The organism is Frateuria sp. GZRe14, from assembly GCF_051900395.1.
GTDB lineage: Bacteria > Pseudomonadota > Gammaproteobacteria > Xanthomonadales > Rhodanobacteraceae > Frateuria_A > Frateuria_A edaphi.
In genome coordinates this window covers 959,136-976,880 of record NZ_JBHZGJ010000001.1, presented here as the reverse complement: position 1 = coordinate 976,880, position 17,745 = coordinate 959,136, and the positions used below count along the sequence as shown (strand labels likewise).

16 protein-coding genes are annotated in these 17,745 nt (G+C 69.2%); all 16 read right to left on the bottom strand.

The genetic code is table 11. The features are described 5' to 3' along the window. Positions 1-20 precede the first annotated feature (20 nt). Complete coding sequence (locus ACFWZ1_RS04345) at positions 21-635, bottom strand: flagellar assembly protein FliH (protein WP_231324013.1); 615 nt, start codon at positions 633-635, stop codon at positions 21-23. Beyond that, positions 635-1,639 (bottom strand): flagellar motor switch protein FliG, encoded by a 1,005-nt coding sequence (gene fliG / locus ACFWZ1_RS04340; protein WP_231324011.1) that lies wholly within the window; start codon positions 1,637-1,639, stop codon positions 635-637. Before fliG ends, ACFWZ1_RS04345 begins: the two co-directional genes overlap by 1 nt. Positions 1,640-1,645: 6 nt before the next feature. Beyond that, positions 1,646-3,319, bottom strand: a complete 1,674-nt coding sequence (fliF, locus tag ACFWZ1_RS04335) for a flagellar basal-body MS-ring/collar protein FliF (RefSeq protein ID WP_231324009.1) — start codon at positions 3,317-3,319, stop codon at positions 1,646-1,648. 47 nt (positions 3,320-3,366) lie between these two features. Beyond that, entirely contained in the window at positions 3,367-3,690 is a 324-nt protein-coding gene (gene fliE, locus ACFWZ1_RS04330) for a flagellar hook-basal body complex protein FliE (RefSeq protein ID WP_231324007.1), read from the bottom strand. 204 nt (positions 3,691-3,894) lie between these two features. Next, on the bottom strand, positions 3,895-5,322 hold the full coding sequence (locus tag ACFWZ1_RS04325) for a sigma-54 dependent transcriptional regulator (protein WP_231324005.1): 1,428 nt from the start codon (positions 5,320-5,322) through the stop codon (positions 3,895-3,897). Between the two features lie 380 nt (positions 5,323-5,702). Then, a complete protein-coding gene (locus tag ACFWZ1_RS04320) occupies positions 5,703-6,257 on the bottom strand; it encodes a PilZ domain-containing protein (RefSeq protein WP_231324003.1) in 555 nt (184 codons plus the stop codon). 289 nt (positions 6,258-6,546) lie between these two features. After that, complete coding sequence (locus ACFWZ1_RS04315; RefSeq protein WP_439665567.1) at positions 6,547-6,831, bottom strand: flagellar protein FliT; 285 nt, start codon at positions 6,829-6,831, stop codon at positions 6,547-6,549. Continuing rightward, positions 6,828-7,238 carry a flagellar export chaperone FliS gene (gene fliS / locus ACFWZ1_RS04310; RefSeq protein WP_231323999.1) on the bottom strand — a complete coding sequence of 137 codons (411 nt, stop codon included), beginning with the start codon at positions 7,236-7,238 and terminating at the stop codon, positions 6,828-6,830. The genes ACFWZ1_RS04315 and fliS overlap by 4 nt, the downstream gene beginning before the upstream one ends. 17 nt (positions 7,239-7,255) lie before the next feature. Continuing rightward, the gene (fliD, locus tag ACFWZ1_RS04305; RefSeq protein ID WP_231323997.1) at positions 7,256-8,653 is read right to left on the bottom strand and encodes a flagellar filament capping protein FliD; all 1,398 of its coding nucleotides are present in this window, start codon (positions 8,651-8,653) and stop codon (positions 7,256-7,258) included. A gap of 70 nt (positions 8,654-8,723) precedes the next feature. Then, positions 8,724-10,448 carry a flagellin N-terminal helical domain-containing protein gene (locus ACFWZ1_RS04300; RefSeq protein ID WP_439665566.1) on the bottom strand — a complete coding sequence of 575 codons (1,725 nt, stop codon included), beginning with the start codon at positions 10,446-10,448 and terminating at the stop codon, positions 8,724-8,726. Between the two features lie 250 nt (positions 10,449-10,698). Next, entirely contained in the window at positions 10,699-11,892 is a 1,194-nt protein-coding gene (flgL, locus tag ACFWZ1_RS04295; protein ID WP_439665565.1) for a flagellar hook-associated protein FlgL, read from the bottom strand. Positions 11,893-11,904: 12 nt separating this feature from the next. Further along, complete coding sequence (flgK, locus tag ACFWZ1_RS04290; RefSeq protein WP_439665564.1) at positions 11,905-13,773, bottom strand: flagellar hook-associated protein FlgK; 1,869 nt, start codon at positions 13,771-13,773, stop codon at positions 11,905-11,907. Positions 13,774-13,893: 120 nt separating this feature from the next. Beyond that, positions 13,894-14,991 carry a flagellar assembly peptidoglycan hydrolase FlgJ gene (gene flgJ / locus ACFWZ1_RS04285; RefSeq protein ID WP_439665563.1) on the bottom strand — a complete coding sequence of 366 codons (1,098 nt, stop codon included), beginning with the start codon at positions 14,989-14,991 and terminating at the stop codon, positions 13,894-13,896. A 17-nt stretch (positions 14,992-15,008) separates the two neighbouring features. Further along, a complete protein-coding gene (locus tag ACFWZ1_RS04280) occupies positions 15,009-16,076 on the bottom strand; it encodes a flagellar basal body P-ring protein FlgI (RefSeq protein ID WP_231325881.1) in 1,068 nt (355 codons plus the stop codon). Between the two features lie 191 nt (positions 16,077-16,267). Beyond that, positions 16,268-16,945 carry a flagellar basal body L-ring protein FlgH gene (flgH, locus tag ACFWZ1_RS04275; RefSeq protein WP_439665562.1) on the bottom strand — a complete coding sequence of 226 codons (678 nt, stop codon included), beginning with the start codon at positions 16,943-16,945 and terminating at the stop codon, positions 16,268-16,270. An 11-nt stretch (positions 16,946-16,956) separates the two neighbouring features. Beyond that, positions 16,957-17,742: a flagellar basal-body rod protein FlgG gene (gene flgG, locus ACFWZ1_RS04270; protein ID WP_231323986.1), complete on the bottom strand. Its 786-nt coding sequence runs from the start codon at positions 17,740-17,742 to the stop codon at positions 16,957-16,959. Between the last annotated feature and the right edge of the window lie 3 nt (positions 17,743-17,745).

The following is a 17,745-nucleotide window of genomic DNA, read 5'->3' as shown; positions in this document are numbered from 1 at the left end:
AAGCGGGTGGCGACGAAGGCTCATGCGCCAGTCTCGTCACCCAGTACGGCATCGATCATCACGGCCAGGCGCGTCTCCAATCGCGCATCGAGCCGCGATCGTTCGCTTTCGAGCAGGCAGTCGCCGCGCTTGAGGGCGGGATCGGCGACCAGTTGCCAGTGCGTCTCGGCGGCCTCCAGCTCGCGCATCAGCGCCAGGTCGTCCGGATGCAGGCGCACGCGCAGCTCGCGCGTGGCGGCCGGCAGCGCGGCGACGGCCTGGCGTACGGCCTGCACGATCAGCTCCGGGCGGGTCGCCAGTTCCTCCGCGATCACGCGTCGTGCGACGAGCAGCGCCAGTTGCGCCAGCTCCTGTTCCACCGCGGCATCGAGCGCGTCGAGCGGGCGCGCCGCCTGGGCGCAGATCGCCTCCAGCCTTGCGACGCGCTCGCGCCCCTGCGCGCGCGCCTCGGCCAGGCCCTGGGCGAGGCCGGCGGCATGGCCTTCCTCACGCGCCTGCTGCTGGAGCGTTTCCAGGTCGCTGACGGTGGGATGGTTGGCCGGTTCGGCGGGCGCCTGCGACGGCGCGTCGCCCATCTGCGGCGGCTCCCAGCGCTGGTAGCCGGCGACCGCGTCGCGGTTGAGGACGGCGCTCATCAGACCAGGTCATCCGAGCCGCCGAGGGTGATCTGGCCGGCATCGGCCAGGCGCCGGGCGATGCCGAGGATTTCCTTCTGCGCGGCGTCCACCTCGGACACGCGCACGGGCCCGGCCACTTCCAGGTCGTCGCGCAGCATGTCGGCGGCGCGCTTGGACATGTTGGCGAACATCTTTTCGCGGATCGACGGCTCGGCGCCCTTGAGCGCCACGATGAGGCGCGGCGAAGGTACTTCGCGCAGCAGCGCCTGCATCGAACGGTCGTCCAGCTCCACCAGGTCGTCGAAGACGAACATCAGGTCTTCGATCTTGCTGCCCAGGCCCGGGTCGTGGCTGCGGATGGCGGCCATCAGTTCGGCCTCGCGCGAGGATTCCATCGCGTTGAGGATGTTGGCCGCGGCCTTGAGGCCGCCCACGCTGGCGGACTTCAACTTGTTGGTGTTGCCGGAGAACTGGCGCTCCATGATTTCGTCCAGCTCGTTGAGCGCGTGCGGCTGCACGCCATCGAGCGTGGCGATGCGCATGATCGCGTCCGAGCGCGTGCGCCCGGGCAGGTAGCCGAGCACTTCGGCGGCCTGGTCGTGTTCCAGGTGCGCCAGCACCAGCGCGATGATCTGCGGATGTTCCTGGCCGACCATCTCGGCGATGGCGCGGCCTTCCATCCACTTGAGCGATTCGAGCCCCTTGCTGGAACGGCCCAGCAGGATGCGGTCGATCAGGTTGCCCGCCTTGGTCTCGCCCAGCGCGTTGGTGAGGATCTTGCGGATGTAGTCCTCGGTGCCGACGCCGAGCGCGGTCTGCGAGCCCATGTCGTCGTGCAGCCGGGTGAGCACCTTGTCGACCTGTTCGCGCGACACGCTGGTCAGCACGGCCATGGCCTGGCCGACTGCCTGCACGTCGCGCGCGGACAGATGCTTGAGCACCTCGGCGGCGTCCTGCTCGCCCAGGGTGAGCAGCAGGATCGCGGCGCGCTGCGCACCGGTGATTTGCGGTTCCTGTTTCATCGACGCTTAGCCGCCATCCTCGCCGACCCAGTTCCTGACCACCTGCGCCACCTGCTTGGGGTTGTCGCTGACCATGCGTCGGGCAAGGCCCACTTTCTGCTCATAACCGATCACCTGTGGGCCCGACAGCCGGTTCCCCTCGTCATCGTCATCGGCAATCCGCACGGAAACCGTAGGCACGCGCCCGGCGCCAGCGAGCGCCGGTTGCGGCGCGCTGCGCAGCAGCCCCTTGAGCAGCGGGCGCAGGAGACCGAAGGCGACGATCAGCGCGATCAGCACGCCGATGGCCTGCTTGATCAGGTCCAGCGCGCCGGGGCGCTGCCACAGCGGCAGTTGCTCGGGCGCGTCGGCCGCCGGCGCGGTGCGGAAAGCCTGGTTGATGACGCTCACGCTGTCGCCGCGGGTCTGGTCGAAGCCGACCGCGTTCTTGGCCAGCTGGGTGAGGTGGTCCAGTTCCTGCGGCGTGAACGGGACGCTGGCGTCGCCCTTGGGGCCGCTCACGGTCTTGTTGTCGACCACCACCGCCACGCTCAGGCGCGCCAGCCGTCCGGCCGGGTCGCTGGTATGGCTGATGGTGCGGTCCAGTTCGTAGTTGCGGGTGGCGCTGGAGGAGCTGTCGCCGGTGTTGGTCTGGGCGGTGGCGGCCGCCGGCGCGACGGCGGCCTTGCCGCCGGCGTTGGGATTGGCCGCGGTCGGCTGCGCGGCCATCACCGGCGGCTGGTTGCTGAGCGCGCCGGGCACGCCACCGTCGGCGGCCGTGCCATCGGCATGATGTTCGCTGCTGGTCTGTTCGCTGCGCAGCGCCGGGTGTTCGTGGTCGAAGGTCTCGCTGGCCTTCTCGGTGGCGCTGAAGTCCAGGTCCACCGAGACCTGTGCGTGCACCTTGCCCGGCCCGACCAATGGGGTGAGCAATTCCTCGATGCGTTGCGCGTAGCTGTTTTCGATCCGCGTGGCCAGGCGCAGGCGGCTGTCGCCGACGGCGGCGGCGCTGTCCGGGTCGCTGCCGGTGAGCAGCTGGCCCTGCTGGTCGATCACCGACACCTGCTTGGCGTCCAGGTCCGGCACCGAGGCGGCGACCAGATGCACGATCGCGGCCACCTGGCTCGCGTCCAGTTGCCGTCCCGGATAGAGCGTGACCAGCACCGAGGCACTGGCCTCGCGGCTGTCGCGGATGAACGCCGAGGGCTTGGCCAGCGCCAGGTGCACGCGCGCGGCGCGCACGCCCTGCAGGCTGCCGATGGTGTTGCCCAGGTCGGTCTCGAGCATCTGCTGGTAGCGCGTGCGCTCGGCCAGGTCGCTCATGCCGAACGGCGAATCGGCTTGCGGCACGGAGTTGGTGGCGGTGCCCTGCGGCAGCCCCTGCCCGGCCAGGCGCAGGCGTACCGCAGCGAGGTCCGAGGCCGGCACCATGATCGAGCTGCCGTCGTTGCCGAGCTGGTAGGGCGTGTTGGTCGACTGCAGCGCCTGCGTGATCGCCGCGGCGTCCTGCTGGCCGAGGCCCGCGTAGAGCAGGCCCCAGTTGGGTCCGCGCGACCACAGCACCACTGCCACGCCCAGCGCCACGGCCGCGGCCATGCCGACCAGCAGCAGCAACTGGCGCGAGGCCGGGCTGCGCGCAAGCTGCTTGAGATCGAAGCGGTTGGCAGAGCTGTCAGTGGTGGCGATGGCGTTGTCAGCCATGGGAACGAATCATCCGTAAAGCAAAGGGGAGAACGTGTTGCCGGCGGTCAGACCGGCATGTTCATGATTTCCTTGTAGGCATCGACCAGCTTGTTGCGCACTTCGGTCATCGTGCGCAGCGAGAGGTCGGCCTTCTGGATCGCCACCATCGTGCGGCCCAGGTCCGCGCCCGGATCGCCACGCTCGAACGCCGCCGCCATCTGTCCCGCCTGCTGCTGGCTCTGGCCGACGCTGCCGATCGATTCCTTCAGCAGCGCGCCGAAGTCCGCCTTCGCCGCCGGCGCCGCCTTCAGCGCGGTCTCCGCCGGACGCACCTGGCTGGAGATCTGGCGCATCTGGGCGAGCAGGTTGTTGACGTCGATCGTGCTCATGTCGGGTTTCCGGCGCGTGGCAGGTTCTGGGGGTATGACTGCACGAGGCGTGCCACGGGGAGGGGGAACGGAAAACGGGAAAACGTGCGGGTCCAGGCGGCGTGCGATGCGGACAGTGGCCGGGCGGAAACGGATGTCGGCGGATGCGCGGGCCGCCGAACCGGCGCGCGGCCGACGCCCCCGTTCCCCTTCCCGTTTCCCGCTTTACGCGGCCAGGCTGTTCTGCAGGCCGTACTTGCGCAGCTTTTCCACCAGCGTGGTGCGCTGCATGTGCAGCAACTTGGCCGCGTGGGCGACCACGCCGCCGGTGACGTCGAGCGCCTGGCGGATCAGGCCCACTTCGATGTCGGCCAGGTGGTCCTTGAGGTCCAGCCCGCCCTCGGGCAGCAGCGTCGCGTCGGGCGACACCGCCACGGCGGCGGCCATCGACGCCGGCATCGGCGCGCCGTCCATCAGCGCAAGCAGCGAGGCGCCCTGCGCTTCCTCCACGGCCTGGCGGCCGCGGTACTTCTCCGGCAGGTCGCTGGCGCGGATTTCGCCGTGCGGGTAAAGGATCGCGAGGCGCTCGACCAGGTTGCACAGCTCGCGCACGTTGCCCGGCCAGCCGTACTGGTGCAGCGCGTTCACCGCGCCGGCGGAGAAGCGCACGCTGCCCAGGCCGCGGCGGGCCAGGCGCTGGTTGAATTCGCCGATCAGCACCGGCAGGTCGTCCAGGTGCTCGCGCAGCGCGGGCATTTCCAGCGGGAACACGGACAGGCGATAGAACAGGTCCTCGCGGAACTGGCCGCCGGCGATCGCCTGCTCCAGGTTGCGATGGGTGGCGGCGATGATGCGCACGTCGCAGCGCTGGCTCTTGGTGCCGCCGACCCGCTCGTACACGCGCTCCTGCAGCACGCGCAGCAGCTTGACCTGCATGGTCAGGCTCATGTCGCCGATCTCGTCCAGGAACAGCGTGCCGCCCTCGGCCATCTCGAAGCGGCCCTTGCGGGTGCTGATCGCGCCGGTGAAGGCGCCCTTCTCGTGACCGAAGAGCTCGCTTTCCAGCAGCTCGGCGGGGATCGCGCCGCAGTTGATCGCCACGAAGGGCTTGTCGCGGCGCGGCGAACACTCGTGGATGGTGCGCGCGACCATTTCCTTGCCGGTGCCGGACTCGCCCAGCACCAGCACGGACGAATCGAACGGCGCGACCTGGCGGATCAGCGCGTTGACGCGACGCATCGGCGCGGACTCGCCGACGAAGCGCAGCTCGCCGCGGCGGCCGCCGAGCAGGCGCGCGTACAGGCTGCGCATCACCTCGGCCAGCTGCTCGTAGCGCAGCGGGAACTCGACCATGCCGACGCGGGCGGCAAACGGGGAGCTGGCGGCGCACAGGCGCGCAGCCCAGGCCGAGTCGCTGGCGAGCAGCACCGGCACGTGGCTGGCGGCGTCGCCCAGCAGCGCGAACTGGCGTTCGGCCGCCTCAGCGTCCTCGACCGTACCGACGTACACGGCGCGCCAGGCATGGGTCGACTCCTCCACGGCGGCGCAATCCTCGGCCCGCTGCGGGTGGTAACCGAGAAAGTGCAGCGCCGACAGGATGGACTCGGCCCGCGCCTCGTTCGACTCGATCACCAGGAAATCGACCTTGCTCATATGTATGCCCTCCACGTTGACGCTTTGAACGACGAACCGCCGGCTGTCCTGCAGTGTTCGTACTTCTTGGGACCGCCGGCTTTCCGTCACCGGTCACGCGAGGGAGGGAGCAAGAAGAAGGCCAGCGCAGGCGGCCGTTGCGGCTGTCCGCGGACGGGCGGATGGCCCTAATGCGTCACATGTGAAGATTGCGTCGAAAGGGTGTTACGCGGGAACCGAGCAGCGGCGACGGTTTGCTGGCGCCACGGGGCCGTCGAAGGAGTGACACACCACGACACCGCCCTGTCGGCGACCGTCAAACGGACGACGCGTGACCTCGCGAAAGTGTGAAGTGCTTCACGCGCGATGCGCGCACCGCTTCACGTCGCGCCGACCGGCATTCACGGAGCGGCCTGACGCGCACCTGCCACTTTGCGTCGGTGTTGACGAAACACGAACCTTTCGAGTGACGCAGCAACGCCATCGCCCAGTGCGTGGAAGGCGACGAACGCGCCGCCGTCGGCGAACCGGCGCTCGATGTGCGCGGGCAACTCCAGCGGCACGCCCGGGCAAGCGTCGAAGCGCAGGCGCAGCAGCAGGGCGTCGCCCGCGGGCACCAGCGCCGCCGGCAATACCGCGCCGATCGCGTTGAAGCGCAAGGCCTGGCGGGGCGGCAACGTTTCGGCAGGCATCGCCAGGCGGTTGATCATGTCGATCAACGCATTGAGCTTGGCATCCAGCCTCGACAGTTCCTGCATGACCGGACTGTCGTCATCGGCGCTTTCGACGCGCCGTTCCTCCAGCGCCGCCACCGAAGCGAGCGCGGCGGTATTGCGCTCGGCCAGTCGCTGGGCGAGTCCTTCGGGCAGCGGCCAGGCAAGCGCCTGGCTGTCGGCGTGCCAGCTGTCCTCGCAGGCAAGGCGCTGCTCGAACTCGTTCCAGGCGCTGGCGGTCATGTCGTTTCTCCGACGGAGGCTTTCATCGGCGGGGAGTATGCAAGCTGCGGGCCCAAGCTCTTATCAAATGAAGCGCATCCGCAGGACGACGTTCGCTCCCTCTCCCCCATTTTTGATGGGAGCAGGGGGAGAGGGTTGGGGCGAGGGGCCAGGGCTCGCGGGAAGCTCTCACCGAGCCGACCCGGTTTTCGTCCCGACAACTAGACCTGATCTGGCTCGTGCGGATCTTCCCGCAAGCCTTGACCCCTCGCCCCAGCCCTCTCCCCGGAGGGGAGAGGGAGCAAAGACGCTAACCGCCGTAGGCGGCGATGGCGCGGGCGCGATCCTGTCCGGCCTGCCACTGTTCGCCGGCCTGGTCGCGCGCCTGGATGACCAACGCCTGCAGCTCGCGATCGATCGCCAGCAGTTCGCCCAACTGGCGCACGCTGTCCGCGTCCTGCGCCACCGGCCTCATCACCAGCGGATGACGCTCGGCCTCCAGCGCGACCAGTTGCTCCCAGTCGCCCGCGCGGGCGGCCTCGAGCATGGCGCGCGTCAGCGCCAGGGCCAGCGCGAGCGGCAGCGCGTCGTTCATGCCGCGGCGCCGGCGGGACGGCGCGCTTCGGGCGGCACCATTACCCAGCTGTTGCGGACCTTCTGCAGCAGCGCGCTGACTTCGTCGAGCGCGCCCACGTCGTTGCGCAGGTTCGCGTGCAGCAGGCGGCGGCCCATGTAGTCGTAGAGCGCGTCGAGCTGGCCGACCAGCGGGCTCTCGACCTTCGGGTCGAGCGCGTCGCGCAGGCCGCCGATGATTTCGATGACGCGGCCGATCACCTCGCCCTTGGGCGCGATCTCGCCGCGCTGCATGTGGCCGCGCGCGGTGACCAGGCGCTCCAGCGCGCCGTCCATGAGCAGCGTGATCAGGCCATGCGGATCGGCCGATTCGACGCCGCCGTGCGAGCGGACCTGCTGGTAGGCGTTGGCGCCCTGTCCGAATGCCATGGTGGGTTTCCTCCGACTTACTTGTTCTTGTTCGCCGCGGTGAGCGCGTCGAATTGCTGGGTGAGATAGCTGCTGGTGCTGTTGAGCTTGGTCAGCAGCGTGTCGAGCGTGCTGAACTGGCGCGTGTAGCGCGTGGTGAGCGCCTGCATGCGACTGTCGAGTTCGCTCTGGCGGTCGTCCAGGTCCGTCAGCTGCTTGTTGAGGTTGTCGGTGCGCGTCTCGAGGATGCCGTCGTCGCCGACCCACTTGTCGAGCGCACCGCCGAGCTTGCCGGCCAGGCCGGCGTCGCCGCCGAACAGATTGGACACGGCCGCGCCGCCGCCCCTGAGTGCATCGCTCAGCTCGCCGCTGTCCAGGCTGAGCGTGCCGTCGAGCTGCAGCGTCACGCCGATGTCGCTCAGCGTGCTGCCGTTGGCCGCGCCGCCCATCACCGCCGCCAGCGTGCCCTTGATGCTGTTGAGCGTGGCGTCGCCGATCAGGGCGCCGGAGGTCTGGGTGGTCGCGTCGTACTTGGTGAGGTTCTTGTAGATGCCGATGAAGCTGTTGTACGTGTTGACCAGGTTGGTGACCGCGCTGGTCGCCTTGGCCGTGTCGCTGCTGACGGTCACCGTGCTGGTGCCTTCGGCGACCAGGTTCAGGGTCAGCCCGTCGATGGCCGTGCTGATGGTGTTGCCCGCGCTGTGCCCGGGCAGGCCGTCGATGGTGTACTCGGCGTCCTGTGCCGGGTCGATCACGGTGAAGCCGTTGCCCGAGGCCGCGTTCGGGTCGTAGCTGAGCGCGGACAGGCCGCCATCGCCGCCACTGGCGCTCACGCTGAAGCCGTTGTCCGTGCCGGTGCGGGTGCCGCGCAGCACGAGGTGCGCGCCGTCGGTGCCGGTGACGATGGTGGCGCTGACGCCGGGGTTGTCGGAGGACTTGTTGATCGCGTCGCGGATCTGCGCCAGCGAGGCGTGAGCGGCGTCGATGTCCAGGCTCATCTGCTTGTCGCCGACGGCGATGGTGAGCGTGCCGGTGCCGACGGTCGCGTCACTGTCGGTGAATGCTCCGGACGAGGCCTTCATGGCGCCGGCGAGCTTGGTCACTTCGATCTTGTAGGTGCCGTTGACCGCATCGGTGCGGGCAGTGGCCGAAAGCACGCTGGTGTCGCCGATGGCGACCGCATGCGCGGCCAGGGCACTGCCGTCGCTCAGCGGGCTGAGCGCCGACTTCAGTGCCGAAAGCGCCGCGCTGACCTGGCCCAGGGCCGAGATCTGCGTCTGCGCCTTGCTGGTCTGTGCGTCGATCTGGTCCTGCTGCGGCTTCTTCTTGGCCGCGACCAGCTGGCTGACCAGGCTGTCGACGTCGAGTCCGGATCCGATGCCGGCGGCGCTGAACAGCGCGCTGGAGGAACTGGTGGAGCCGACGGTGATAGCCATGGTCGTGGAATCCTTTTATGGGTGAGGCGGCCGCGTCGCCGCGGCCGCCTCACTCAGGTTGTCGCCGCTGTTACTGCAGCAGCTTGAGCACGCTCTGCGTGGTGGAGTTGGCCTGCGCCAGCACCGAGACACCGGCCTGCTGCAGGATGTTCGCGCTGGACATGTTGGCCGTTTCGGCCGCGAAGTCGGCGTCCTGGATCTGGCTGCGCGACGAGTCGAGGTTCTGCGAGATGGTCTGCAGGTTGGCGATCGTCGAGTCGAAGCGGTTCTGCACCGCACCCAGGTCGCTGCGGATCGAGCTGATCGACTGCAGGGCCGAGTCGATGCGGTTGATCGTCTCGTTCGCGCCGGCGACGGTCTTCACGTTGGCCGTGGTCAGGTCGCCCGAAGCGGCCGTGGTGCCCGCGGTGAAGCCCAGCGAGGTGTTGCTGCCGGCCAGCACCAGGTCGTCCTGCGAGTTGATCGCCAGCTGGCCGGCGTCGTTGATGTAGGCCGACACGCCGCTGATGCCCGAGCTGTTGATCTGGTCGACCAGGGCCTTGGAGTCCTTGAACGTACCGGTGATCGCGGTGCCGTTGATGCTGAAGTCACCGGAGGCCAGGGTCAGCGGGGTCGAGGCGGCGGCAGCCGTCACGGCGGCGTTGACGCCGGTCGAGGTGGCCGTGCCATCGGTCGTGCCGCTGGTCTGCGCAGCGACCGTGCTCACGCCCAGGGCGGCGCTGTCGGTCGAACCGCCGACCGTGAAGGCATTCGCCGTGGAGTTGGTGAAGACCAGCTTGCCGGTGCCGTCGTCGGCGGCGATGGTCGCGCCCACGTCGGTGTTGATCTGCGCGGCCAACGCGGCGGCGTCGAGGTAGCTGCCGGTGGTGATGGTGTGCGCGCCGGCGCCGTCGCCCAGGTCGATGCTCAGGTCGCTGACGGTGAAGTTGGAGATCACGCCCGAGGAGGTCGCGGTGCCGTCGGTCGTCGTGGACGACTGCGCGGCGACCGAGCTCATGCCCAGGGTCGTGGCGGCGCTGCCGCCGAAGGTCACGGCGCTGCTCTCGGCGTTGTCGAAGGCGATTTCATTGCCCGAGACGGTGGCGAGCGTGCCGCCGACGCCGGCCGAGGTGGCGGCGGTGTTGATCGCGGCGGCCAGGCTGGTGGCGTCGGCGTAGTTGCCGGCGGCCACGTTCACCACGGTGCCCGAACCCAGCTGCACGGTCAGGTCGCCGGCGGCGAGGGTCAGGCCGGCGGTCGAACCGAACGCACCGCTGACGTCGCTGGAAGCGGAAGCCACGGCGCCGACGTCGGCGGCGCGGGTGCCCTTGGTCAGGTCGACCGAGATGGTCTCGCCGACGTTCGCGCCGACCTGGAAGGCGGCCTGGCCGAACGAGCCGTCCAGCACGTGGCGGCCGTTGAAGGTGGTCTGCTGCGAGATGCGGGTCACTTCCGCGAGGCGCTGCTGCACTTCGGCGTCGAGCGCGGCGCGGTCGTTCTCGGAGTTGGTCGCGTTGGCCGACTGCACGGCCAGCTCGCGGATGCGCTGCAGGTTGTTGGTGACTTCGTCCAGCGCCGACTCGGTGGTCTGCGACAGCGAGATACCGTCGTTGGCGTTGCGCACGGCCTGGTTCAGGCCGTTGATCTGCGTAGTGAAGCGCGTGGCGATCGCGAGGCCGGCGGCGTCGTCCTTGGCGCTGTTGATGCGCATGCCGGAGGACAGGCGGGCGATGGCGGTGGACAGCTTGCTCTGCGACTTCGCCAGATTGTTCTGGGCATTCAGCGAGCTGATGTTGGTGAGAACGCTCATGACCATGGGATTTGCTCCGTATCGGGTCGTTGCCGTTTGTCGGCGGTGGTTGTCAGCGGGATGCCGGTTGGTACACCGCCGCCTCAGAGCCTGTTTCGACGTCGATCATGGAAACTTGAGCAGGTCAATGGTTTTTTTTGCGGGTGAAGGTGAAAGGCCGGGCTTTTCGCGTGAGCCCACTCGTGGGCGATGCATTTTTCCAGGCTGCCGAAAGCGCGCATCGCCCACGAGTGGGCCCCTGCAGGGGCCTGGCTGCTTACTTGATGTAGTTGAACAACGAAAGATTCTGCAGCTTGCTGAAAGTCTGTTGCGCGGCCTGCAGCGCGGAACTCTGCAGGCTGAGCTTGCTTACCGCGTCGTAGTAGTTGAGATCCTGCACGTCCGACAGCGCGGTCTTGTACTGCAGCGTCAGGTCGTCATTGAGCGCCTGCTGCTGGTCCAACGCGTTCATGCGCGCGCCGACCGCCGCGCGTGCGCGGGTCAGCGAGCCGATCGACTGGTCGAGGTTGGCGAGCTGGCCGTTGAGCGCGTTCTGCGCGTCGGTGCCGCCACTGTTGGTCTGGGTGAAGCTGGCGATGATCGCGTCCATCGTGGCGAACACGCTTTGCGTCGAGGAGGGCGCGACCGTGAAGCTGTCGCCTGTCGCCGGCGCTCCGGACAGCGCCACCTGCACGCCGTTGAAAGCGACCATGCCGCCCTTCTGCGTGTCGTAGGCGCCGCTCGCCACCAGCGTGCCGCCGCTGTCGCGCACTTCATACGCATCCGGCGCGGTGAAACTGATCTGGTAGGTACCGCCGTCCCATGCGCTGGCGTCGGTCACGCTGGTCGCGCCGGCCACCGCGGTGCCGGTGTTTCCGGCGGTGGCGTCGACGACGAACGTGCCGTTGCCGGTGGGGACGTCCATGAAGATGGTGCTGCCCGGATCGCCGGTGGCGACCTGCAGGCCGGGCCCGGCCGCGACCATGCGCTGGCCTTCGTCGCCCACGTAGCTCACGCCGCCGGCCTGCGACACGAATGGCGCGGCTCCGGTGCGGTTGCCGGCGAAGATGTAGTCGCCCTGGGAGTCCTTGCTGTTGGCGATGCCCATCAACTGGCTGCGCAACTGGACCATCTCGGCGGCGATGTCGGAACGCGACTCGTCGGCCTGGGTGCCGTTCATGCCCTCCAAGGTCAGCGTGCGGATGCGGTCCAGCACGTTGCTCACCGAGGACAGGGTCTGGTCTTCCAGGCCCAGCCGCGCATTGGCCGAGGTGATGTTGCGCTGGTATTGCGCGGTGTCGGCGTCCAGGTGGGTGAGCTCGACCGCACGCGCGGCGCCGACCGGATCGTCGGAGGGCTGGTTGATCCGCTTGCCGGTGCCCATCTGGGTCTGGATGTCGGACAGGTCGCCCTGCCGCTCCATCATGGTGTTGACCGACTGTTGCTGCATCCAGCTGGTGGAGACTCGCATGGCCCCGATCCTTTACTTGAACGCGCCGAGCAGCGCGTTGAACACGGTGTTGGCGGCGGTGATGATCTGCGCCGACGCCTGGTAGGCCTGCTGGAAGCGCACCAGGTTGGCCGCCTCCTCGTCCATGTTCACGCCGCTGACGCTCTGCTGCGATGCCATCGCCTGGTTGTAGACGGCGGTCTGCGTCTTGGCCGCGTCGTCGGCGAGCGAACCGGCGCTGCCGACCTGCCCGACCAGTTGGCCGTAGGCGCGGCCGACGCTGGTGGCGCCGCCATCGAGCACGCCCAGGTTGGCGACCGCGCCGAGCTTGAGCGCATTGGCGTTGTCGCCGCGCGCGTTGGCGTTGGCCTTGACGCCGAAGGTATCGCCCGCGGCCGGCGCGCCGTCCAGGGTCAGGCTCCAGCCGTTGTGCACGATCGGCGTGCCGGCGGTGAAGGTCTGCGCCGCTCCGCCGTCGATGCTGTAGGTCGTGGGCGAGGAAAACACGATGCTGGACGCAGTGAACAGGTTGGGATCGGTGCCATCGGCCACCGTGAGCGCACCGACCGCGCCGGTGCCGGTGTTGGCGCTGGCCGCGCTGCCCAGCAGCGGGACGGCGGCGGCGATCTTGTTGGGATCGGTGATCGCGACCGCGATGCTGCCGGCCGCGTTGCGGGTGGGCTGGATGCGGAAGCTGTCGCCCGCGCTCGCCGCGCCGCCACCGACCACGAAGCTCAGGCCTCCGGCCAGAAAGGGATCGGCCGCGGTGCCGGTGCCGCTCATCGCCACCGCGGCGCCGCTGCCGTCGCGCAGGTTCCAGGCGGTGCCGTCGAAGGACAGCGTGTAATCCTGGCTGCCCAGCGCGCCGAGGTCGGCGATGCCCGCCGAAAGCGTGGCGCTGCCGGTATTGCCGCTGGCGGCCTGCACAGCCGGACCGGCGACGGTGAAGAAATCGCCGCCGAGCTGGCCGTTGAGGTCCACGCCCTGCGCGTGCTGGGCGTTGAACGCGTCGGCCATCGCCAGTGCGGCGCGGCCGAGCTGGTTCTGCGCCGGGTCGAGCACGTTGCCGCGAAAGTCCAGCAGCGCGCCCAGCGTCCCACCGCCGATGCGTCCGCTCAGCACCGCGCCGGTGCCCTTGTCGACCACTTCCAGCCGGGTCGCGTCGTAGGCGTTCGGCGCCGTGCCCAGTTCGTAGGACTGCGTGCCGCTGACCAGCGCCTGGCCGTTGCCGACGAACACGCTCAGCGTGCCGTCGTTCTGCGTCGCCACGCTGATGCCGACTTCGCCGGAGAGCTTCTTGATCAGCGCGTCGCGCTGGTCGAGCAGGTCCGAGGGCTGCGCGCCGGTGGAGGAGCGGATGCGTTCGTTGAGCTTGGCGATCGCGGCGCTGTCGCTGTTGATCGAGGCGACGGTGTCGGTGAGCTGGCGCTGCACCTGGCCATCGAGGCTGCCGAACTGTCCGGACAGCGCACGGAAGGTGCTGGCGAGCGCACCGGCGCGGGCCAGCAGCACGCCGCGCGCGGAGGCATCGGCTGGCGCGTTGGCCATGTCCTGCACCGCGCCGAAGAAGGTGTCCAGCGACGCCTGCAGGTTGCTGCTGCCCGAAAGCTGGTTGTTGAGCTGGTCGGTGAGCGCCTGGTAGGCGTCCGCACGCCCCTTGGAAGAGGAGGCCGACCACAGCGCCGTGTTGAGGTACTGGCTGTAGGCGCGCTGCACGGCCTGCGTGTCCACGCCGGTGCCCACGTAGTACTGCCCTTGCGCCTGCGGCGCACGCGCGGCGAAGCTCACCTGCTGGCGGCTGTAGCCGTCGGTGTTGGCGTTGGACACGTTGTGGCCGGTGGTGCTCAGGCCCACCTGGGCGGCGAGCAGGCCGGAGACGCCGGTGGAAAGCAGGTCAGCCATGAAGGTTTCCCGGATGGTAGGCGCGCGGACGGGCCGCGGGCCGCGACGTGCGGCCCCGCATGAGACCGCGCGACGGAATCAGGGCATGGGTCATGCCCGCTGTGACGGCCGTTTGACGCATCACTTGAGCGTCCCGGCATCCAGCGCCGCCAGCGCTTCGCGCATCTGCGGGCTGTTGGCGATGGTGGTGAGCTTGGCCGCGTAGGACGGATCGGTCGCGTAGCCGCCACGGCTCAGCGCATGCGCGAACCCGGCGATGTTCTCGCCTTTTCCCAGCGCCTGCGCGTAGCGCGGGTTGTCCGCCAGCATGCGGGCGTAGTCGGCGAAAGCCTCGGAAGGGTTGTCGTAGGCGCGGAAGTTGTCGCGCTTGCGCACCGCCACGCCGCCTTCGTATTCGAGCGTGGGCACGCTGACCTTGTCGCCATCCCAGCTGCCGCCGGCCTTGATGCCGAACAGGTTGAAGCTGCTGGAACCGTCGTGCCGGTGCGGCAGGTGCTTGCCCCAGCCGGTCTCCAGCGCGGCCTGCGCCAGCAGCGCGCGCACCGAGACGCCGAGCTTGTCGGCCGCGGCCTGCGCGTGCGGCGCCATGGCGCGCACGAAGCCGGCCGGATCGCCCGGGATGAACTTGCTGGCCACGTTGACCGCGCCCTGTGCCAGCTCGCCGAGCGCGGCGCGCCAGCCCTGCGCCGGGTTCGCATCGGCGGTGAGGGGCAGCAGCCCGTCGCCCTGCCCCGCCACGCTTTCGCCCAGGTGCAGCAGCGCGCGGGTACCGGCCTCGGCGCCCGCCGCGAGGGGCCCGAACAGGCCCGCGGCCGCGGTGCCCGGCAGCGCGCCGGCGGCGACGCTGGCGAGCAGCGCCTTGTTGTCCGTCGTCGGCGCGGGCTTGGGCTCGGCGTCCTTGCCGCCGAGCTGGCGCACCAGCATGCGGGCGATGCCCAGGCCGTTGTTGCCCTGCGAGAGCGAGAGCGAAAGCTGCTGGTCGAACAGGTCGCGGTAGGCCTTGCCCTGCTGGCTGTCGCCGACGTCGTTGTCGCCGAAGCTGGCGTTCGCCTCGCGCATCGACTTCAACATCATCTGGGTGAAGATCGCCTCGAACTGCTTCGCGACCCTCGGCAGCGCCGCCTTGTCGTCGCCCTTGGCCTGCGCGCGCAACTGGTTGAACCCGGACAGGTCGGTCCAGGTGTCGAGTGCCGGCAGGGAGGCGTTGGCGGGCGTCATGTTTCCGTCGCGTGTCGCTAGATCACCACGAGCTCTGCATGAAGCGCGCCAGCCTGCTTGAGCGCCTGCAGGATCGAGATCAGGTCGCTGGGGCCCGCACCGACCTGGTTCACCGCGCGCACGATCGTGTCCAGGCTCACGCCCGGGCCGAACTTGAACATGTGCGCGCCGTCCTCGCTGACCTGCACGTCGGAGCTGGGCACCACCGCGGTCTGGCCGCGCGAGAACGGCTGCGGCTGGCTGACCAGCGGCTGTTCGCTGATGGTGACCTGGATCGCGCCGTGCGCCACCGCCGCGGCGGTGACCTTGACGTCCGAGCCGATCACCACGGTACCGGTGCGCGAATTGACCACCACGCGCGCCGGGGCGTCGCCCGGGGTGACGTCCAGGTTCTGGATCATGCCGAGCCAGGCGACCTTCTGCGCCGGATCCTGCGGGCCGCGCACGGAAATGGTGCCGCCGTCGACCGGCGTGGCGGTGCCCGCGCCGAAAGCGGTGTTGACCGCCTGCGCCACGCGCGCGGCGGTGGTGAAGTCGGGGGTGTTGAGGTTGAGCATCAGGTCGCCGGCACCACTGAAGGCGCTGGGCACGCTGCGCTCCACCGAGGCGCCGTTGGGAATGCGGCCGCTGGCGGAAATGTTCACCTGCACGCTGGAGCCACTCTTGCCCTGCGCGCTGATGCCGCCGACCACCACGCTGCCCTGCGCGATCGCATAGACGTTGCCGTCGGCACCGCGCAGGGGCGACATCAGCAGTTCGCCGCCACGCAGGCTCTTGGCGTTGCCGATCGAGGCGACGGTGACGTCGATGGCCTGGCCGGGCTTGGCGAACGGGGGCAGTTCCGCAGTGATGGTTACCGCCGCCGCGTTCTTGAGCTGCGGGCGCGCATTCGGCGGCACGGTGATGCCGAATTGCTGGAGCATGTTCTCCAGGCTCTGGGTGGTGAATGGGGCCTGGGTGGTCTGGTCGCCGCTGCCATCGAGGCCCACGACCAGGCCGTAACCGATCAGCTGGTTGGAACGCACGCCTCCGACCGAAGCCAGGTCGCGGATCTTGTCCGCGTGCAGCGGCGCACAGGCGAGCATCGCCACCAGCGCGGCCACCACGTGCAGGCCGAAGCTGCGCCAGCGCTGCAACGCGCGGCTGAGCGCGGTGCGTCGGGTTTCCTGGGCGCGCGAGTGGTCGTACGGCTCGCCGTTGGTGGAAAGCGCCGGCGTCGCGGAAACCTCGGGGGCTTCTTCCATCGGCTCGGGCGGGACGGGCAGCTGGGCCTTCATCAGAACGGCATCCACTTGGAATTGAAGAAGCGCGACAGCCACCCGCGCGTGTTCGCATCGGCCAGCGTGCCGCGGCCGGTGTAGCTGATGCGCGCGTCGGCGACGCGGGTCGAAGCCACGGTGTTGTCCTGGCCGATGTCCTGCGGGCGCACGATGCCGGCGATGCGTACCAGCTCCTGGCCCTGGTTGATGGTCAGCCACTTCTCGCCGCGCACGATCAGGTTGCCGTTGGACAGCCGCTGCGCCACGGTGACGGTGATCTGGCCGGTGAGCTGGTTGGACTGGCTCGACGAGCCGATGCCGTCGAAGTTGCGTTCGCTGTCCAGGCCCACGCTCAGCGGGTTGCCGTTGATGGTCAGGTCCTTGCCCATGATGGTGGGCGCGGCGACGTCGGCCTTGTCCTTCTTGCTGGTGCTGGTGCTGGCCTTCTTGCTGGCCTGGGTGCTTTCCACCAGCACGATGGTGAGGATGTCCCCCACCCGATGCGCGCGCGCATCAGAGAAAAGTTCCATGTTCTGGTTGTCGTGGTAGATCGCGCCGTCGGCAGGCGCGGCGGCAACCTCAGGCTGCATCGGCGGCGTCGGCGCCCACTCGCCGTCGTCGCGCGCGGGCATGGCCATGCACCCGGCAAGCAGCGCCAGCGCGAGGGCAGCGGTGGAAAGGCGGAACAGTGACATCGGGTTCGTGCTCAGGTCTTGTTGGTGAGGAACTGCAGCATCTGGTCGGCCGCGGAGATCGCCTTGGAGTTCATCTCGTAGGTCCGCTGCGTCTCGATCATGTCGACCATCTGCTCGACGACGTTGACGTTGGAGGACTCCAGCGCGCCCTGCGAGAGCGTGCCCAGGCCGTTCAGGCCCGGCTGGCCGATCTGCGGCGAGCCGCTCGATGCGGTTTCCAGGTAAAGGTTGTCGCCGTTGGGCTGCAGGCCCGCAGGATTGATGAAGTCGGCCAGCTGCACGGTGCCGACCTGCTGCGGCGCGGCCTGGCCCGGCAGCGTGATGCTGACCGTGCCGTCGCTGCCGATGGTGATCGACTGGGCATTGGCGGGGATGGTGATCGCCGGATCGACCGCGTAGCCGTTGGCGGTGACCACCTGGCCGTTCTGGTCCATGTGCAGCGAGCCGTCGCGGGTGTAGGCGATGGTGCCGTCCGGCTGGGTCACCTGCAGGAAGCCGCGGCCCTGGATCGCCAGGTCCAGCGAGTTGCCGGTCTGCTCGATGTTGCCCTGGGTGAAGAGCTTCTCGTTGCCGACCACGCGCACGCCGGTGCCCAGCATCAGGCCGGACGGGGCGTTGGTCTGCTCGGTGGTCTGGCCGCCGGGCTGGCGCAGGTTCTGGTAGACCAGGTCCTGGAACGAGGCGCGCGAGCTCTTGAAGCCGGTGGTGTTGGCGTTGGCGAGGTTGTGCGAGACCACGTCCATGCGCGTCTGCTGCGCATCGAGACCGGTCTTGGCGACCCACAGGGAAGAGAACATGGT

Bases quoted from the DNA above. Each gene is read 5' to 3' on its own strand.
- ACFWZ1_RS04345 (WP_231324013.1), bottom strand. From the start codon at position 635: ATGAGCGCCGTCCTCAACCGCGACGCGGTCGCCGGCTACCAGCGCTGG.
- fliG (WP_231324011.1), bottom strand. From the start codon at position 1,639: ATGAAACAGGAACCGCAAATCACCGGTGCGCAGCGCGCCGCGATCCTG.
- fliF (WP_231324009.1), bottom strand. From the start codon at position 3,319: ATGGCTGACAACGCCATCGCCACCACTGACAGCTCTGCCAACCGCTTC.
- fliE (WP_231324007.1), bottom strand. From the start codon at position 3,690: ATGAGCACGATCGACGTCAACAACCTGCTCGCCCAGATGCGCCAGATC.
- ACFWZ1_RS04325 (WP_231324005.1), bottom strand. From the start codon at position 5,322: ATGAGCAAGGTCGATTTCCTGGTGATCGAGTCGAACGAGGCGCGGGCC.
- ACFWZ1_RS04320 (WP_231324003.1), bottom strand. From the start codon at position 6,257: ATGACCGCCAGCGCCTGGAACGAGTTCGAGCAGCGCCTTGCCTGCGAG.
- ACFWZ1_RS04315 (WP_439665567.1), bottom strand. From the start codon at position 6,831: ATGAACGACGCGCTGCCGCTCGCGCTGGCCCTGGCGCTGACGCGCGCC.
- fliS (WP_231323999.1), bottom strand. From the start codon at position 7,238: ATGGCATTCGGACAGGGCGCCAACGCCTACCAGCAGGTCCGCTCGCAC.
- fliD (WP_231323997.1), bottom strand. From the start codon at position 8,653: ATGGCTATCACCGTCGGCTCCACCAGTTCCTCCAGCGCGCTGTTCAGC.
- ACFWZ1_RS04300 (WP_439665566.1), bottom strand. From the start codon at position 10,448: ATGGTCATGAGCGTTCTCACCAACATCAGCTCGCTGAATGCCCAGAAC.
- flgL (WP_439665565.1), bottom strand. From the start codon at position 11,892: ATGCGAGTCTCCACCAGCTGGATGCAGCAACAGTCGGTCAACACCATG.
- flgK (WP_439665564.1), bottom strand. From the start codon at position 13,773: ATGGCTGACCTGCTTTCCACCGGCGTCTCCGGCCTGCTCGCCGCCCAG.
- flgJ (WP_439665563.1), bottom strand. From the start codon at position 14,991: ATGACGCCCGCCAACGCCTCCCTGCCGGCACTCGACACCTGGACCGAC.
- ACFWZ1_RS04280 (WP_231325881.1), bottom strand. From the start codon at position 16,076: ATGCTCGCCTGTGCGCCGCTGCACGCGGACAAGATCCGCGACCTGGCT.
- flgH (WP_439665562.1), bottom strand. From the start codon at position 16,945: ATGTCACTGTTCCGCCTTTCCACCGCTGCCCTCGCGCTGGCGCTGCTT.
- flgG (WP_231323986.1), bottom strand. From the start codon at position 17,742: ATGTTCTCTTCCCTGTGGGTCGCCAAGACCGGTCTCGATGCGCAGCAG.